Annotated in this window: 12 protein-coding genes; 5 read left to right on the top strand and 7 right to left on the bottom strand. The window is 63.6% G+C overall.

Annotation, left to right across the window (positions count from 1 at the left end):
• Positions 1 to 215: 215 nt before the first annotated feature.
• Positions 216 to 2,942, top strand: a complete 2,727-nt coding sequence (locus tag LQ788_RS08190; RefSeq protein WP_231446604.1) for a DNA gyrase/topoisomerase IV subunit A — start codon at positions 216 to 218, stop codon at positions 2,940 to 2,942.
• A gap of 322 nt (positions 2,943 to 3,264) precedes the next feature.
• On the opposite strand, the gene LQ788_RS08185 is transcribed toward LQ788_RS08190, so the two are convergent.
• Positions 3,265 to 4,932, bottom strand: a complete 1,668-nt coding sequence (locus LQ788_RS08185; RefSeq protein ID WP_231446602.1) for an adenylate/guanylate cyclase domain-containing protein — start codon at positions 4,930 to 4,932, stop codon at positions 3,265 to 3,267.
• Positions 4,929 to 5,867, bottom strand: coding sequence for a biotin--[acetyl-CoA-carboxylase] ligase (locus tag LQ788_RS08180; protein ID WP_231446601.1), 939 nt, complete (start codon positions 5,865 to 5,867; stop codon positions 4,929 to 4,931). Before LQ788_RS08180 ends, LQ788_RS08185 begins: the two co-directional genes overlap by 4 nt.
• 67 nt (positions 5,868 to 5,934) lie before the next feature.
• Here LQ788_RS08180 and LQ788_RS08175 point away from each other — a divergent pair, with 67 nt between their 5' ends.
• On the top strand, positions 5,935 to 7,515 hold the full coding sequence (locus tag LQ788_RS08175; protein WP_231446599.1) for an acyl-CoA carboxylase subunit beta: 1,581 nt from the start codon (positions 5,935 to 5,937) through the stop codon (positions 7,513 to 7,515).
• Positions 7,512 to 7,802: a hypothetical protein gene (locus tag LQ788_RS08170; protein ID WP_231446597.1), complete on the top strand. Its 291-nt coding sequence runs from the start codon at positions 7,512 to 7,514 to the stop codon at positions 7,800 to 7,802. Before LQ788_RS08175 ends, LQ788_RS08170 begins: the two co-directional genes overlap by 4 nt.
• Positions 7,803 to 8,022: 220 nt before the next feature.
• Here LQ788_RS08170 and LQ788_RS08165 read toward each other — a convergent pair whose 3' ends face one another.
• From LQ788_RS08165 to LQ788_RS08150, 4 genes are all read right to left on the bottom strand, one after another.
• Positions 8,023 to 9,804, bottom strand: a complete 1,782-nt coding sequence (locus tag LQ788_RS08165) for an MDR family MFS transporter (RefSeq protein WP_231446595.1) — start codon at positions 9,802 to 9,804, stop codon at positions 8,023 to 8,025.
• Positions 9,801 to 10,655, bottom strand: coding sequence for a TetR/AcrR family transcriptional regulator (locus LQ788_RS08160; protein WP_231446593.1), 855 nt, complete (start codon positions 10,653 to 10,655; stop codon positions 9,801 to 9,803). The genes LQ788_RS08165 and LQ788_RS08160 overlap by 4 nt, the downstream gene beginning before the upstream one ends.
• A 99-nt stretch (positions 10,656 to 10,754) precedes the next feature.
• Positions 10,755 to 11,552 (bottom strand): carbon-nitrogen hydrolase family protein, encoded by a 798-nt coding sequence (locus LQ788_RS08155; protein ID WP_231446591.1) that lies wholly within the window; start codon positions 11,550 to 11,552, stop codon positions 10,755 to 10,757.
• A 91-nt stretch (positions 11,553 to 11,643) separates the two neighbouring features.
• On the bottom strand, positions 11,644 to 12,840 hold the full coding sequence (locus LQ788_RS08150) for an MFS transporter (protein WP_231446589.1): 1,197 nt from the start codon (positions 12,838 to 12,840) through the stop codon (positions 11,644 to 11,646).
• 288 nt (positions 12,841 to 13,128) lie between these two features.
• On the opposite strand from LQ788_RS08150, the gene LQ788_RS08145 reads away from it, so the two are divergent.
• Both LQ788_RS08145 and LQ788_RS08140 read left to right on the top strand, forming a co-directional pair.
• Positions 13,129 to 14,799, top strand: a complete 1,671-nt coding sequence (locus tag LQ788_RS08145; RefSeq protein WP_231446588.1) for a DUF885 domain-containing protein — start codon at positions 13,129 to 13,131, stop codon at positions 14,797 to 14,799.
• A gap of 61 nt (positions 14,800 to 14,860) precedes the next feature.
• Positions 14,861 to 15,601: a GntR family transcriptional regulator gene (locus LQ788_RS08140; RefSeq protein ID WP_231446586.1), complete on the top strand. Its 741-nt coding sequence runs from the start codon at positions 14,861 to 14,863 to the stop codon at positions 15,599 to 15,601.
• Between the two features lie 53 nt (positions 15,602 to 15,654).
• Here the strand turns inward: LQ788_RS08140 and LQ788_RS08135 are convergent, their stop codons facing one another.
• Positions 15,655 to 16,380: an aspartate/glutamate racemase family protein gene (locus tag LQ788_RS08135; RefSeq protein ID WP_231446584.1), complete on the bottom strand. Its 726-nt coding sequence runs from the start codon at positions 16,378 to 16,380 to the stop codon at positions 15,655 to 15,657.
• Between the last annotated feature and the right edge of the window lie 9 nt (positions 16,381 to 16,389).

Here is a 16,389-nt window from a genome sequence, read left to right as displayed (position 1 = left end):
GCGCAGACTCACGCACACTTTGACATGACGCCGAAGGACCGGAGAGGCAGCCTGGGCGCTCCGCTGACGCCGACACGGACGCCTCGGAAAAGCGGGCTTGAGCCGTAGAACTCAATTCGAACGCTAGAATCGACGGGTGCTCTCCGTTGCCGATGCTGGGCCTCGGTCTCTGAGAGAGCACACTGAGCGGAAAATTCGTGCGTCAAAGGAGTTCCATGACCGAAGGCAGAGTCATCGATGTCGACGTCTCGTCAGAGATGGAGAGTTCGTTCCTCGAATATGCGGTCTCGGTCATCCACTCCCGCGCCCTACCCGATGCCAGGGACGGGCTGAAGCCCGTCCAGCGCCGCATCGTCTACCAAATGGGCGACATGGGCCTGCGCCCCGAACGCGGACATGTGAAGTCCTCGCGCATCGTCGGCGATGTCATGGGCAAGCTCCACCCCCATGGTGACACCGCGATCTACGATGCGCTGGTGCGACTGAGCCAGAGCTTCATCATGCGCGTGCCCCTCGTCGACGGCCACGGAAACTTCGGTTCCCTCGATGACGGCCCGGCCGCCCCACGGTATACAGAGGCCCGACTGACCTCCGCCTCGATGCAGATGATCGCCGGTCTCGACGAAGATGTCGTCGACTTCGTCGGAAACTACGACAACACACTGACTCAGCCCGATGTGCTGCCCAGCGCATTCCCGAACCTGCTCATCAACGGCACGTCCGGAATCGCCGTGGGCATGGCCACGAACATGGCCCCGCACAATCCCGGCGAGGTCATCGCCGCCTGCTGCCACCTGATCCGCAATCCGGAGGCGGGCCTGGCCGAACTCATGCGCTTCATCCCCGGCCCTGATCTGCCCACCGGAGGACGGATCATCGGGCTCGACGGAGTGCGCGAAGCCTATGAGACCGGTCGCGGGACGTTCCGCACCAGGGCCACGGTCTCGATTGAGAACATCAACGCCCGACGCAAGGGCATCGTCGTCACCGAACTGCCGTACCTCGTCGGTCCCGAAAAGGTCGTGTCCAAGGTCAAGGACGCAGTCGGCGCGAAGAAGCTCACCGGCATCGCCTCGATCGATGACTACTCGGACCGCAAGAACGGGATGCGCCTGGTCATCGGCATCAAGAACGGGTTCAATCCGGAGGCGGTCCTCGCCGAGCTCTACCGGCAGACACCGCTCGAGGAATCGTTCAGCATGAACAACGTCTGCCTCGTCGACGGCCAGCCGCGGACGCTGGGCCTGCGCGAACTGCTGACGGTCTACCTCGCCCACCGCATCGACGTCATCCGACGCCGCACGGTGTTCCAGCTGCGCAAGGCCAAGGATCGCCTCCACCTCGTCGAGGGTCTGCTCATTGCGATCCTCGACATCGACGAGGTCATTCAGCTCATTCGTTCCTCCGATGACGCGGCCACGGCCCGCACCCGCCTCATGGATGTCTTCGAGCTCTCGGAGCTTCAGGCCACCTACATCCTCGACCTGCAGCTGCGCAGGCTGACCAAGTTCTCGCGGATCGAGCTGGAAGCCGAACGCGACGAGCTGCGCAAGAAGATCGCCTACCTCGAAGACCTGCTTGCCGATGAGGCCAAGCTGCGTGAACTCGTCGCCACCGAACTCGAGGCGACAGCGGAAGCCATCGGCTCACCTCGGCGTACGGTCCTCATCGAAGGCTCGATGAAGGAGCTCTCCGCCAAGGGCAAGAAGGCGCAGGCAGATCTCAAGATCGCCGATGCCCCGTGCCGAGTCCTGCTCTCAACATCGGGGCGGATCGCTCGGACCGCCGATGCGTCACCGCTGCAGCGGGTCGGGAAGCGCTCGAGCCATGATGCCCTGCGTTCGGAGATCGTCTCGACGACTCAGGGCAAGGTCGGTGCGGTGACCTCGACCGGTCGTCTGCACATGGTCGATGTCGTCGATCTGCCGGCCCTGCCCCCGGCAGCAACACGTCCGAACGTCGCTGGCGGCGTCAAGATCGCCGACTACGTGACACTGGAGAAGAACGAAACCGTCCTCGGTCTCATCGACTTCGATCGTGAGTTCGTCCTCGGCACCGCAGGCGGAGTCGTCAAACGTGTGTCCGTGGCCGCACGTCCGAACAAGAGCGAATGGGAAACGATCACCCTCAAGGGCAAGGACTCCGTCATCGGCGTTGCGCAGCCGAAGGACATCGATGAGTCCCTGGCAGTGTTCGTGACTTCGAACGCGCAGCTGCTGGCCTTCGACGCCTCCGGACTGCGCGCTCAGGGCTGGAATGCCTCGGGTGTGGCGGGCATGAAGGTCGCCGCCGATGCGCGTGCCCTCTTCTTCGGCATGACGCCCAAGGCGGCCAAGACCGATGAGGACGGCGACGCCGACACCAACATCGGCACGTTCGCTGTGGTCACCGTCGCCAGCGGCGAGAACTTCTACGGCGCACCCTCCTCATCGATCAAGGTCAGCGACTTCTCTGAGTACCCGACCAAGGGTCGTGCGACCTCGGGTGTGCGTGCCCATAAGTTCCTCAAGGGAGAGACCGAGCTGTCCCTGGCATGGGTCGGCGACTCTCCGCAGGCCGCTGCACAGGCGGGTGGAGCCAGGACTCTGCCGGCCGAGATGTCTCGACGCGATGCCACCGGTTCGCCGTTGGAATCCAAGATCGACGTCATCGGGACGGTCCCCCGCCTCGGTGACGCCGAGGTGGCCCCCGCAGGTGCTACGGGCGATGCAGGTGCTGACGCTTCCGGTGACGGTGGCGCTTCCGGCGAGGGCTCATCGTCCTCGGCCGGCACGCACTCCCCAGGCCTGGCGACGAGCTTCGATGGACTCGATCTCAACCTCGACGGCGGGCCGGATCTCGATGAGGCGAAGGAGGAGATCGCCCGCTCGAAGATCGACTCCAACGACGCCGTCATCGTCTCCCATGACGACGATGATGACGACGACACCGCACTGTTCTGAGCTATCCGACAGAGCCCCGCAGTGTTGAGATACCGGACAATTTCCCACGGCGCTGAGATGCCTGGCGCGGCTGTCTGAAGTTTCGAACAGCATTGTCTGAGGTCTCGAACAGCGCTGTCTGAGATATCGGACGAGAAAAGCCGCCCTGCCGTGAACAGTGATTGCGATCACACGTCACTTCACACGTGGTACCCGCATTCGCAAAAACAACCACTGCAGCTGTATGAATTACGGCTGACGGTGCGCAGCGCAGCCAACGGTGCCAGGTGAAACTGCCGGTGCGTGGTGCGCAGCAGATTCTGGTTCGGGGAGACTCTCTGGCTCAGTTCTCGTCGTCGTCGAGGTCCAGCTGCATCCGGGCAGCCGTGCCGCGCTTCATCTCGCCGATGCCGGTCTCCCCCAGTCCCTGGAGCGACAGAGATTCGCGCCGCTCGAAGACATAGGCATCCGAAGCCGAGAGCACCCGGGCCGTGTCCTCATCGGTGAAGATCGTGCCCGGATCGGCCACGGCGGTGAGCCGGGCAGCGAGATTGACGCTCGACCCGAAGATGTCGCCCAAGCGTGAGAGGACCCTGCCCCACACGAATCCGACGCGTGCCTGCGGCAGATCCTCGGCAGCGGTGACGCGTTCCATCAGCGTCATCGCGATCTCCGCTCCGCCCAAGGGCGTCTCGGCGGCGAAGAACACCTCGTCGCCGACGGTCTTGATGACGCGACCGCCGCCGGTGGCCACGATGTTGTAGGCCATCCCCTGGAACTCCTGCACCAGATTCGCCAGCTGCCTGGGTTCCATCTTCTGCGACAGACGCGTGTAGGAGACGAGGTCGATGAAGCCGACGGCACGTGCCAGCGGCATCGACGAGTCGTACCAGCCCTGCCTGTTGTCGATGGCCAGACCATCGGAGACGTTGACGTTGAGGCGGCCCATCACCTCGGCGAGGTTGCGCCGCCAGGAATACGTCAGCATCCGCTGCAGAGGATCGACCATGTCCTCGACGAGCTGCAGTGCGTCGCGCCTGGCTTCGGGGTCGGTCAGGCCCTCCTCCTCGGTGAGGAAGTCGACGAGCGTCTCCATCTGCCACACGACCAGACGGTCCGTGGTCTGTCCGATCGCGCGGGCCAGTGACAAGGCAGTGGACTGATCGATGAGACCGTCGGCAACGGGCTTGGCCCACATCCGCAGTGCATGTGCATCGCTGACGGTGTAGGCCTTCTCCGCGCCGTCGGTCTGTGACATCCCCAGTGCACGCCACATCTTGCGCGCGGAGACCGTGGAGATGCCGCCGAGCTTCGCCGCTTCGCGACGGTCGAGCACGCGCTTGCCGTCGAGGAGGATCTCTTCGAGGCGTTCGGCCGCGCTGCGTGTTTCGTAGACGGTCTCGTTCTCGTCACCTTCGTCGAGGATCTGCAGGGCCGCGGTTCGCGGATCCTCCTGCAAGCCTTCGAAGAAGTCTCCGCGAGCCTTCTCATCCAACTGATCCGATGTCGCCGATGAGTCTGTCTCATCGCTCGATGCGTCCTCGTCCCACGGGACGGTTTCCATCACCGAGGTGGCTGGGAGGTCGTCATCGCCGTGCTCGATTCCCGGAACCGACGGAGGTGGGGTGGCTGCGGTCGGCTTATTCGAGTTGGCCGAATCCTCGATCTGGTCTTCTCTGATCACTGGTATCGACTTCATTCCCGAGGTGGCGGAGGGCACGTCGCTCTCACCCGATGTCGGACCAGCGGAGTCCCGCTCCGTGCCAGAGTCGTCACTCTCCATACTCAAGTCGTCAGCCTCGTGTCCCGTCCCATGACCCCCCGTCTCATGACCCTTCTGGCCCGAGCCCTGGGACTCGTCTGCGACGTTCTGAGATTCATCGGCAGAGTCCTGTGGAGCGTGCACCGAGTCCGCCGACTCACCGGCGGGACCCTGCGGCTCGTCTACTGGGTCCGGCCCGTCGTCGGAGACGATGTTGAATTCGGCGGTGAAGTCCGAGACACCTGTCATCTGTGGCCCTCGACTTCCGGGTTCGTCACTGCTGGCTCGGCGGCCGGTCGTAAGTGGTGGACGTCGCCGGCGCTGACACTGATGTCGTTGTCGATGATGAGATCGCCGCCGGCGTCGAGCCCGGTGGCTCGGCCATACAGGTTGCTTCCATCGGGGCGTTCGACTCTGACCCGGGTTCCGAGGGTCACCATGTTCGCACGCACCTTGGCACCGGCTGTGCTGCGGCTGAAATCGTCATCGTCATATTCGACAAGCTCCCTGTAGGCAGGAATCAATGTGCTCAGGATAGAGATTAACAAGTCTTCATGAGCAACTTCTGAACCATCGGTGTTTGTTTCGATGGCAATGGAGCTGGCGCTCTCACGTGGCAGATCGTCGCTCTGCAGGCGGGTGTTGATCCCCATTCCCAAGACGATTCGCGGTCCGCTCGGTGATGGTTCGACCCGGGCGAGGATCCCGCACAGCTTCTTTCCGTCCTCGGTGAGTACATCGTTGGGCCACTTGAGTACGGCCGGCACTCCCGCCTCGGCGATGGCAGATCTGACCGCCTCACCGGCGATCAGGGGAATCCATCCCCAGGAGTCGAAGACGGCGCCGGGTTCCAGCAGGATCGAAAACGTCAGCGAACGGCGTGGGGGCACGGTCCAGGTCCGGCCCAGGCGCCCGTGTCCGGCGTTCTGATGATCGGTGCCGTAGACGGAGAACTGGGCGGGCTCCGCGGCGAGGTCGATGCCGTCTGCGACTGCGATGCGGCGGGTGCGATCGGTGGGGTGCTCGCTCAGCTGCGTCTGTCCGCGGACCAGTGAGGCCAACTCGTCGTTCGTCGACGAACAGACGTCGTCCCAGATGACAGTGGGGAGATCGAAACCACGGTCCGCGGCCTTGCGGCGCAGTGATTCGACATCGACGAGGAAGGGAATGTGTTGGCTGTTCACCAGTCCACTTTAGATTCTTTTGGCGAGAGTGCACAATGATCGCACCCCGCGTCGTTATTGTGGAGGCATGACGGATACCCCACGAACAACAGCTGAGCGCATCGACGCTTTCGTCCAGCGCCGGGATGCGGCCCACACCGGCAATGAGAAGTCGGTGGAGAACCAGCACAAGCGCGGCAAGCAGACCGCTCGCGAACGCATCGAGGCTCTCCTCGACGAGGATTCGTTCCAGGAGATCGACGAGTTCGCCCGCCACCATAACCACCAGTTCGGCATGGAGAACAATCGCCCCGACGGTGATGGCGTGGTGTGCGGTCTGGGCACGATCGAGGGCCGGACCGTGGCCGTGTTCGCTCACGACTTCACCGTCCTCGGCGGCTCCCTCGCCGAGGCGAACGGCCGTAAGATCGTCAAGGTCCAGAAGCTCGCGATCAAGTTGGGCTGCCCCATCATCGGCATCAACGATTCCGGTGGCGCCCGGATCCAGGAGGGCGTCGGCTCGATCGCCCTGTTCGCGGAGATCTTCCGCCTCAACGTGGCTTCCTCCGGCGTGATCCCGCAGATCTCGCTCATCATGGGACCCTCGGCTGGCGGTGCCGTGTACTCCCCTGCGCTGACCGACGTGACGATCATGGTCGATCAGACCAGCCACATGTACATCACCGGCCCCGACGTCATCAAGACCGTCACCGGCGAAGAGGTCGGCCATGAGGATCTCGGCGGCGGACGCACGAACAACACCGTCTCCGGCAATGCCCACTACCTGGCCAGCGACGAAGACGATGCGCTGAACTATGTGCGCGACCTGCTCTCATTCCTGCCCCAGAACAACCTCGACCCCGCCGATACCGACGAGTTCGAATCGGATCTGAGCGTTGCGCCCGAGGACGAGGCTCTGGATACGCTGATGCCGGATTCGCCGTCGCAGCCCTATGACATCCTCGATGTCGTCACCACTGTCCTCGATGATGCGGAATTCCTCCAGGTCTCCGAGCTCTTCGCCCCGAACGTCGTCACCGGCTTCGGCCGCGTCGAAGGAGTCAGCGTCGGCGTCATCGCGAACCAGCCGATGCAGCTGGCGGGAACCCTGGACATCGATGCCTCGGAGAAGGCGGCCCGCTTCGTGCGCCTCTGCGATGCCTTCAACATTCCGATCCTCACCTTCGTCGACGTGCCCGGGTTCCTGCCCGGCACCGATCAGGAGTTCAGCGGCATCATCCGCCGCGGCGCCAAGCTCATCTACGCCTACGGCGAGGCGACCGTTCCCCTGATCACGCTCATCACCCGCAAAGCCTACGGCGGAGCGTACTGCGTCATGGGCTCGAAGCAGCTCGGCGCCGATCTCAACCTCGCCTGGCCCAGCGCCCAGATCGCGGTCATGGGTGCCCAGGGGGCTGCCAACATCGTCTACCGGCGCAAGCTCAAGGCCGCCGGCGAGGCAGGAGAAGACGTCGATGCTCTGCGTAACGAACTGATCCAGGACTACGAGGATGCTCTCCTCAACCCGTATCTGGCGGCCGAAGAGGGCTACATCGACGCCGTCATCAAACCGAGCGAGACGCGGAATCGGATCGTGCGAGGCCTGCGGGCGCTGAAGAACAAGCATGTTGATGCTCCAGCGCGTAAGCACGGTAACATCCCACTATGAGTGAGGACGTTTCACAGCCCGTCGAAGAGGCCGCAGCCACCTCGGTCGAGGACCGGACACAGGTGCACGCACACGACGGCGAGCCCGTCAGCGACGATATGGCCAGTGCCGCTGCGGTGGCGGCCGTCGTCGCGATCCGTCAGGTGGCACTCGCCTACGCCGCCAATCAGGCTGCTGCCCTGAATCAGATGGAGACGGCCAAGCACGACCGCGCCGGATTCAACGCACCACGACGCAATGTGCGCAGGCGCCTGCCGCAGGCGTGGACGCAGACCCTGGGTCGCTGAGAACTCGGCTGCCGACAAGCGCTGAACAGCCGGACACACGTTGGGCGCCGACAGTCATTCTGTCGGCGCCCAAAGTGTGTCACCGTGCGACCGTTCGCCGAGGGGACTGGTTACCGTCAAGCGGGCACCTTACAGCTAGCCCTCTCGACGATAAGTAGTCCGCCCGACGGTAAGCAGTCCCCGCGATGCCACCGATCCGCCGGTGGCATCGCGCGTCATCTCACTTCAACCGGTACTGCTCCTTGGATGGATCGGTTCCGGACCGAGACGCAGTCCCGTCCTCGATCGTCACCGTGCTCAATCGTTGAGGACTAGGTCCGTCGCCTGCTGCTGAGGCTCCAGGCGCTGAATCTCCAAACGCCGAGTCTCCACCCGCCGAAGCCGCCGCAAAGTCGTCCGAAACGTCCACGACTCCTCGCGTCGGTCCGCCCATGTCCTCACCGTAGACAGCTTCACCACGGGCCACCATTCCGGCGACGTCGGAGAGCTTGAGCTGCGGCAGGAACCAGGCCAGGACGAAGGCGACGACGAACACCGGAACCATGTACCAGAACGAGGGTGCCAGGGCGTCCGCGTAGGCGTTGACGACGAGGTCATGGATGGGTCCGGGCAGCGAGGCCACGGACTCCGGAGTCAGTGAGTCGGTGGAGGCTCCACCGGCTGCCGCGCCGCCGGGTGCCTGGGACATGGCTTCGCCGACCTTGTCAGCCAGCCGGGAGGTGAAGATCGACCCGAACAGGGCCGTGCCCACCGAGGCACCGATCTCGCGGAAGTAGTTGTTCGTCGAGGTCGCCGTGCCCACCAGTTCCGGGGCCACGGAATTCTGGATGACGAGGACGATGATCTGCATGACCAGTCCCAGTCCGAAGCCCATGGTGAAGATCATGCATCCGATGAGCACCATCGATGTGTCGGCTGTCAGCGTGGTCATCCAGGCCAAAGCGAGGCCGGCGATGAGCGTACCGAAGAGCGGGTAGACCTTGTACTTTCCTGTCTTCGACACGATGAAACCGGAGACGATGGAGGTCAGCATGACGCCGGCCATCATCGGCAGCATGAGCAGACCGGAGCCTGTCACATCGGTCCCGGAGGCCATCTGCATGAACGTGGGCAGGAAGGCCATGGCAGAAAACATGCCCAGGCCCAGCAGCAGACCGATGACCGTAGAGAGCACGAAGGTCTTGTTCTTGAACAGGAAGATCGGAATGATCGGGTTGCTGACCTTGGTCTCGACGTAGACGAAGATGAGAGCCGAGACGACGGTGCCGATGATGAGTCCGATGATGGTCGGCGAGTTCCAGTCGTAGTCGTGTCCGCCCCAGCTGGTGACGAGAATCAGCTGCGAGGTCGCTGCCACCATGAAGATGATGCCGAGGACGTCGACCTTCTTATCTGACTTGTGGCTCGGCAGCTTGAGGGCGAAGAGAGCGATGGCGAAGGCGATGATGCCGATCGGGACGTTGATCCAGAAGCACCAGCGCCAGTCCATATGCTGGGTGAAGAAACCGCCGAGGACCGGGCCGAGCACGCTGGAGATCGCGAACAGGCCGCCGAGGGGGCCCATGTACTTGCCGCGCTCACTGGCGGGAATGATGTCGGCGATGATGGCCTGCGACAGGATCATCAGACCGCCGCCGCCCAAGCCCTGGAAGCCGCGCCAGGCGATGAGCTCCCAGAAGGTCTGGGCCATGCCGGACCCGAAGGAGCCGACGACGAAGATCGCGATCGCGACGAGGAAGATGACCTTCCTGCCCCACATGTCGCCGAACTTTCCATACAGCGGCATGACGATGGTCATCGCCAGCAGGTAGATGGTGACCAGCCAGGCCTGGTGCTCGACACCGTCGAGTTCGCCCACGATCGTCGGCATTGCCGTCGACACGATCGTCTGGTCCAGGGTCGCCAGGAACATGGCGGCCATGAGCGCGGAGAAGATCAGAGCGATCGTCTTCTTGTTCAAGACGATCGGCGCCTTCTCAGCTGTCTGCGTTGCTGAGCTCATGCGGACTCCTCCTCGAAAATGTTCTTCAGTTCGTCAAACAATTCTTTGATGACCGGGGCCGGGTCGCCCTCGACCTTGCGCAGGCGCATGAATGTCGCCTTGATCGACATCATCGCCAGCGCGGCCAGTGCCTCGGCGCGGATGGACACCGACATCCCGTCGCCGTCGTCATGGCAGTGACCAGAGGCGGAATCGCCGGAAGAGCTCTTGGTCGCCGAGGTGGCCGCAGGATTCTCCTCGGCCACTGGCTTCTCGTCGTTCGCAGGGGTTCCCGAGGTCATCGCTCCCCCATCGAGGCGACGTTGGATCATCTCGCGGAACAGGCGCTCGTTGTTGCCCATGCGAGACATCTGCACCTGCATGAGGGAAGGATCCTGTTTCATCAACAGGTGATACTGGTGCATCTCCTCACGCTTGTTCAGTCGTGTCCGCACGACCGAGGCCAGCAGATGCTGAAGGTCGGACAGCAAGCGCCCGTCCGGGCCGCCTGCCTCGAATACCTCGATGTCGGGCTGGTCCTCATCATCGAAGATGGTGTCGGCACGACCCAGCAGCGCCTCTTCTTTGCTGGAGAAGTAGTTGAAGAAGGTCCGCCGCGAGACCCCGCAGCGTTCGCAGATGTCTTCGACGGTGACGTTGGCGTACCCGTTCTCAAGTGCCAGGTCGAGGGCGGCCTGACGCAGTGCCTGACCGCGCTCGCGCTTCTTCCGCTCGCGCAGTCCCTCGGGCTGGTCGGCGTCGCCGGCAGGGTTCGGGTCGGCGGTGTTCGGCTCGGCGTTGCAGGTGGCGCGCCCGGCATCGGCCGCAGCCGAGTCGGCGCGCGTGGGCTCGCCGGAAGGTGTGGAATGCATACACTTACTATTGCACCCGATGCATTTTTGCCTCAAGTGCAACTATCGTGTTCTACGGCACATTCTCAGCTGGGACTCACGTCCTACACTGCGCCAGCGTCAGTACCCGAGCTTGGCATTCGCCAGTACGGGAATCGCCTCGGCGGCCTTGTCAGCTATGGCGAGGTCCACATCGACGACCTCGAGACCCTCTTGGCCATCAAGTGAGGAGATGACATGACCGAACGGGTCGGAGACGAGGCTGTGGCCAACACCGGTCGGTCCCTTCTTCGGCACCTCTACTCCGCTGACCTCGGGATCGGCCTGGCCGATGGCGACAACGAACATATTGGAATCCAGTGCCCGGGCACGAGCAAGAGTCTCCCACTGTTCGACCTTGCCCTTGCCCGCACCCCAGGAAGCGGAGACGATGGCGAGTTTGGCACCACGACGGCTGATCTCGGCATAGAGCTTCGGGAAGCGGATGTCGTAGCACAGGGTCAGGCCGACGCTCTCACCGCCGAGGTCGATGACGACGGGGTCCTCACCGGGGACGACGGTGTCGGATTCCTTGAAGCCGAAGGCATCGTAGAGGTGGATCTTCGCATAGTCTTCGCGCCCGCCCTGCGGCGAGTAGACGGCGAGCAGGTTGATCACCTTCTCACCTGAGGTCGCGAATTCGCCAACGATCACGGCGATCCCGGCCTCGGACGCCAGCTGTGCCATCTCCGTGCGCCACGACTCGGTGTTCGCCTCGGCGACATCGCGTAGGCCTGGCCCGAAGGCGGACATCGTGGCCTCGGGGAAGACGACGAACTCGGCTCCCGCCTCGGCGGCCCTGTGCGTGTAGTCCCGGACCTTGTCGAGGTTGTCCGCAACTGTGGTGGTGGAGTTGATCTGCGCGAGTGCGAATTTCATGGCCAGTCCTTGCGATCCGGGAGTGTCAACGGTGCGTTCAGGCTATCGCGATCGCTCGCGCGGAGAAACCTCTGTCCAGCCAACACCGTCCTCAGTGCAGGTATTCGCGACCTGGGCGACCGCCTCGGCGACGGCCGTGGACGAAGTAGTAGAGGATCATGGCCAGAACCACGAGACCTCCGCAGAGCATGAACATGCCGTTGCCGCCGGTCAGCGGCATGATGGCGCCGAGGATGATCGGGCCGATCCCGGATCCGGCGTCAAGGAGCAGGAAGAACGAGGAGGTGGCGACGGCCACGCGGGACATCGGCACCGATTTCACGGCGATCGCCTGCATGCACGGCATGAGTGAACCGAATCCCAGCCCGACGAAGACGCCGGCGAGGATGATTCCCGTCATCGTCGGCCACACGGCCAGCAGGATGTTGCCCACGAGGTTGAAGATGAAGACGGGATAGATGACGAAGTTGTCGCCGAGAGTATCCTGCAGGCGACCGACGAACAGTCGTGCGACCAGTGAGGCCACAGCGAAGGCGACGAAGAACAGGGACGCGGCACTCGCAACCCCGTTGTCCTCGGCATACCCGGCGAGGAACACGAGAGCGGCAGCGTAGGCGGTGCCGACGACGAGCATGATCGAACCGATGCGCAGACCTGCCGGATCGACGAGGGTGGAGAGTTTGAGGTTCCATTTGCTGCGTCGCTGATAGTCGCTGAGCTCCTGCTTGGGCAGCTTGATGATGACGCAGAGGATGAAGGCGACGAGCGACATGAACGCCGAGGCTGCGAAGAGCATCGGGAAGTCGTAGGAACGCGGGAGGATGACACCCAGATAGGGGCCCAGTGCCGTCGACAGTGTGGTGGCGGTGCCGAAGTAACCGGTGCCCTCACCTCGGCGGGAGGACGGGATGACGCTTTGGATCGCGGTCATGATGGCGGTGTTGCCGGCCCCGAAGGCGATGCCGTGGATGATGCGGATGACGAGGAGCCAGACCAGGGTGTCGGCGAAGATATAGGCCGCGGAGGCGAGGATCGAGATCGCCATCGTGATGATGAGCAGTTTCCGCCGACCGATGAAGTCCAGGTACTTTCCGGTCAGCACACGTGCGACGACGGCACCGACGACGAACGAGGAGGATGCGAAACCGGCGGCAGCCTCACCCGCGGAGAATCTGGCGACGGCATAGCCGGCCATGGACGTCATGAGGAGGTAGAACACCATCGACATCGACAGGTTGAGACCGATGCCGACGACGAAGTCCTTGGTCCATAGCTGTGCCCGTGCCACTGAAGATCAGTCTCTCTTCCTGTCGAATGATGCGCTGCGTTCCCGGGTTGCCCGGCGAGATCAGGCTGTCTGGGAAGAACAGCCTGCCCGGTGAGATCGGCGCTCTGCGGTCAGTGTCGATCGGCTGTGATCGGCTGATGGCTGATCGTTGAGATCCGGTTGATTTCCGTGATCGGGCTGGGAACCCATCCATGCTATCCGGTGGTCCCCGTCGTCGGTGGTCCATCTCGGGGTGATCTTGCTCTAGTCGCCTGATTGCTGTGTTCTCAGTCATATAGGGTGAGAATCATGACCCAGAAGAGAACCCCTTCGGCCGTTGACGCCGTTGCTGAAGAATACGTCGACAGATCACTCGCGCTCTCCCCCTCCCTCGCCCTCTACCTCGGTATCGAAGGTGCGAAGGGCTTCGATGACTTCTCCCCCGCTGGTCTGGCTGCCGCCAATGATCTCACCGTCGAGACGCTGGCCAAGCTCGCCGAGGTTGAGAAGGCGGCCGAACTCGACGACGTCGATCTCGTCACCATCGATGCGATGCGTGACCGTCTCACCGTCGAACGCGACTATTTCGAGGCCGGGCTCAAACATTCGAGTCTCAATGTCATCGAGTCTCCCCTGCAGTCCATCCGCGACGCCTTCGATCTCATGCCCACCGACACCGCCAAGGACTGGGAGACCATCGCCACGACCATGGAGGCCGTCCCGAAATCCGTGGCCGGCTATCAGGAGTCCTTGGCCCTGGCCAAGAGCCGCGGACAGGTCGCGGCCCGGATCCAGATCGAGAAGGTCATCGAACAGGCCCGCACGCTGGCCGAACCCGGCAGCAACTTCGACCAGCTCGTCGCCGGCGCCACCGAGGTCCCATCATCGCTGCACGAACAGCTGAGCACCCACGCCGAGGCGGCCCGTGAGTCGTTTGCCCACCTCGCCGATTTCCTGGCTGCCGAACTTGTCCCGGCAGCGCCGGAGAATGAGGCCTGCGGTCGCGAGGCCTACGCTCTGTACTCGCGTGACTTCCTCGGCGCCGAGGTCGACTTCGATGAGACCTATGCCTGGGGACTTGAGGAACTGGCCCGCATCGACGCGCAGCAGCGCGAGGTCGCGGAGAAGATCCAGCCCGGGGCCGACCTGTTCGAGGTCATGGAGACGCTCAACAACGATCCCGCTCGGACCCTGCACGGCGCAGAAGGGCTGCGTGAGTGGATGCAGAAGGTCGCCGATGAGGCGATCACGGAACTGGGGAAGTCCCATTTCGACATTCCCGAGCCGGTGCGCACGATCGAGTGCATGATCGCACCCTCGGCCACCGGCGGCATCTACTACACCGGTCCCACCGACGATTTCTCCCGTCCGGGTCGCATGTGGTGGTCGGTGCCCGAAGGCGTCACCGAGTTCGCCACCTGGCAGGAGAAGACCACCGTCTATCATGAGGGCGTGCCGGGCCATCACCTGCAGGTCGGCCAGGCCACCTATGTCTCTGACACACTGAACCGGTGGCGCCGACTCATGTGCTGGGTCTCCGGACACGGTGAAGGCTGGGCCCTCTACGCGGAGAAGCTCATGGCAGACCTCGGCTTCCTCGACGATCCGGGCGACTACCTGGGCATGCTCGACTCGCAGCGCCTGCGCGCAGCACGGGTGGTCCTCGACATCGGTTTCCATCTGGGACTCGATGCTCCCGAGAGCCTCGGCGGAGGGACCTGGAACCGGGAGAAGGCCTGGCAGTTCCTCACCGACAATGTCGCCATGGACCGGTCGTTCCTCGCCTTCGAACTCGACCGGTACCTCGGCTGGCCGGGACAGGCCCCGAGCTACAAGATCGGTCAGCGGCTGTGGGAGCAGTTCCGTGACGAGGCCAAGGCCGAGGCCGGAGCGGACTTCGACCTCAAGGCCTTCCACACCAAGGCGCTCAACCTGGGATCTGTCGGCCTCGATACCCTCGGCCGAGCGATGAAGCGCTGAACGACGACGCGACGCCGACGAAAGCTGCGGTGCAGCGCAACACTGGTGGGAGAATGACCTCGTGAAGAACAACGGCAGTCCACGCACCGAGAGCGCGGGCCAGGATGGCACGCGCAGTGATGGCCCGCGCTCTGAGACCGTGCGGGTCACCGAGGTGCTGCGCAACGAGATCATCGACGGAATCCGTCTGCCCGGCAGCAAACTGGTCGAGCGGAACCTGGCCACGGAGCTCGGTGTCAGTCGTGTCCCGATCCGTGAGGCTCTCAAACAGCTGGCCGCCGAGGGATTAGTGGCGAATCGGCCCAACACCTGGTCGACTGTGCGCGAGTTCTCCCCCAGTGACATCGCCGACCTCAACGAAGTGCGGACGGTCTTCGACATTCTCTCCTTCGAACTCGCCGCGCAGCGACACAATCGTGAGGGCCTGGCCAAACTCGAGGCCACCATGGCCAAGGGCAAGGAACTGTCGAAGGCCGGTGACGTCGTCGGTGCCCACCGCTCGGCGGCGGACTTCCATGCCATCGTCACCGAGCTCTCCGGCAACCGGCTCCTGGTCGAGATCGGTGAGCTCCTCGACTCGCGTATGCGCTGGCAGTTGAGCCAGCATGATGACCTCGACTTCGTCGCCACCGAGCACGCTCAGCTCTACGATGCGATCGCCCATCGCGATCAGGCGAAGGTCAGGGATCTGGCTGCCCGGCACCTGGGAACGAGCCAGGAGCAGCACGACAAGCACAAGGAACGCCTCGCCAAGGCTGTCGATGAGGGAACTGAGTCACGCGAAGGAGCCGAGTCAGACTGACTCGAGTCAGCCGGGCCTGAGTCAGCCGGGCCTGAGTCAGCTGGGCGCTGAGCTCACGCTGCGCTGAAGGGCCAGCCGCTCAGCTGCTTCGGACGCGCCGGCGCATAGGTCCGCACCTTCGAGGTCTTCAGCCCCAGTCCCACCAACGATTCGGCCAGTTTCACGGCGGCGGTGACTCCGTCGACGACGGGGACATCGCAGCGTTCGACGATGATCTGTTTGAGGTCGGCCATTCCCCCGCACCCGAGGACGATGGCCTCTGCACGGTCACGCTCGACCGCCTCGGCGGCTTGATCAGCGATCGCCTCCACCGCGCGCTCGGGCTGATTCTCCAGCTCAAGCACGGCCATCCCGGAGGCACGGACCGAGGTGCAGTGGGTGTTGAGTCCTGCCAGGAGGAGCCGGTCCTCGATGAGGGGGACGGTACGATCGAGTGTCGTGACGACCGCGAATCGGTGGCCGAGGAACATCGCCAACGCTGCACCCGCCTCGGTGATGTCGATGACGGGCACATCGAGGAGCTCCTGGAGTCCTTCGCGCCCATGCTCGCCGTACCCGGCCTGGATGACGGCGTCGAACTCCCCCGGGTATTTCATCACCGCGTCCATGACGCCCAGCGCCGCGAGATAGCTCTCGACATTTCCTTCGCAGGACTCGGCTCCGAAGCTGGGGGTCAGCGCAATGATCTCGGTGCCCGCCGAGGCGGCTTCCCGAGCCGCGCGGGCGATTCCCTCGGTCATCGACTCAGTCGTGTTCACGTTGACGACGAGAATTTTCATGGCAGGGCT

The sequence above is a fragment of the Brevibacterium zhoupengii genome, assembly GCF_021117425.1.
In the GTDB taxonomy this organism is placed as follows: domain Bacteria; phylum Actinomycetota; class Actinomycetes; order Actinomycetales; family Brevibacteriaceae; genus Brevibacterium; species Brevibacterium zhoupengii.
The sequence above is the reverse complement of the archived record's forward strand: the minus strand, read 5'-3'. Positions and strand labels throughout refer to the sequence as shown.

Coding starts and splice junctions, on each gene's coding strand:
- LQ788_RS08190 (WP_231446604.1), top strand. CDS start 216: ATGACCGAAGGCAGAGTCATCGATGTCGACGTCTCGTCAGAGATGGAG.
- LQ788_RS08185 (WP_231446602.1), bottom strand. CDS start 4,932: ATGACAGGTGTCTCGGACTTCACCGCCGAATTCAACATCGTCTCCGAC.
- LQ788_RS08175 (WP_231446599.1), top strand. CDS start 5,935: ATGACGGATACCCCACGAACAACAGCTGAGCGCATCGACGCTTTCGTC.
- LQ788_RS08170 (WP_231446597.1), top strand. CDS start 7,512: ATGAGTGAGGACGTTTCACAGCCCGTCGAAGAGGCCGCAGCCACCTCG.
- LQ788_RS08165 (WP_231446595.1), bottom strand. CDS start 9,804: ATGAGCTCAGCAACGCAGACAGCTGAGAAGGCGCCGATCGTCTTGAAC.
- LQ788_RS08160 (WP_231446593.1), bottom strand. CDS start 10,655: ATGCATTCCACACCTTCCGGCGAGCCCACGCGCGCCGACTCGGCTGCG.
- LQ788_RS08155 (WP_231446591.1), bottom strand. CDS start 11,552: ATGAAATTCGCACTCGCGCAGATCAACTCCACCACCACAGTTGCGGAC.
- LQ788_RS08145 (WP_231446588.1), top strand. CDS start 13,129: ATGACCCAGAAGAGAACCCCTTCGGCCGTTGACGCCGTTGCTGAAGAA.
- LQ788_RS08135 (WP_231446584.1), bottom strand. CDS start 16,380: ATGAAAATTCTCGTCGTCAACGTGAACACGACTGAGTCGATGACCGAG.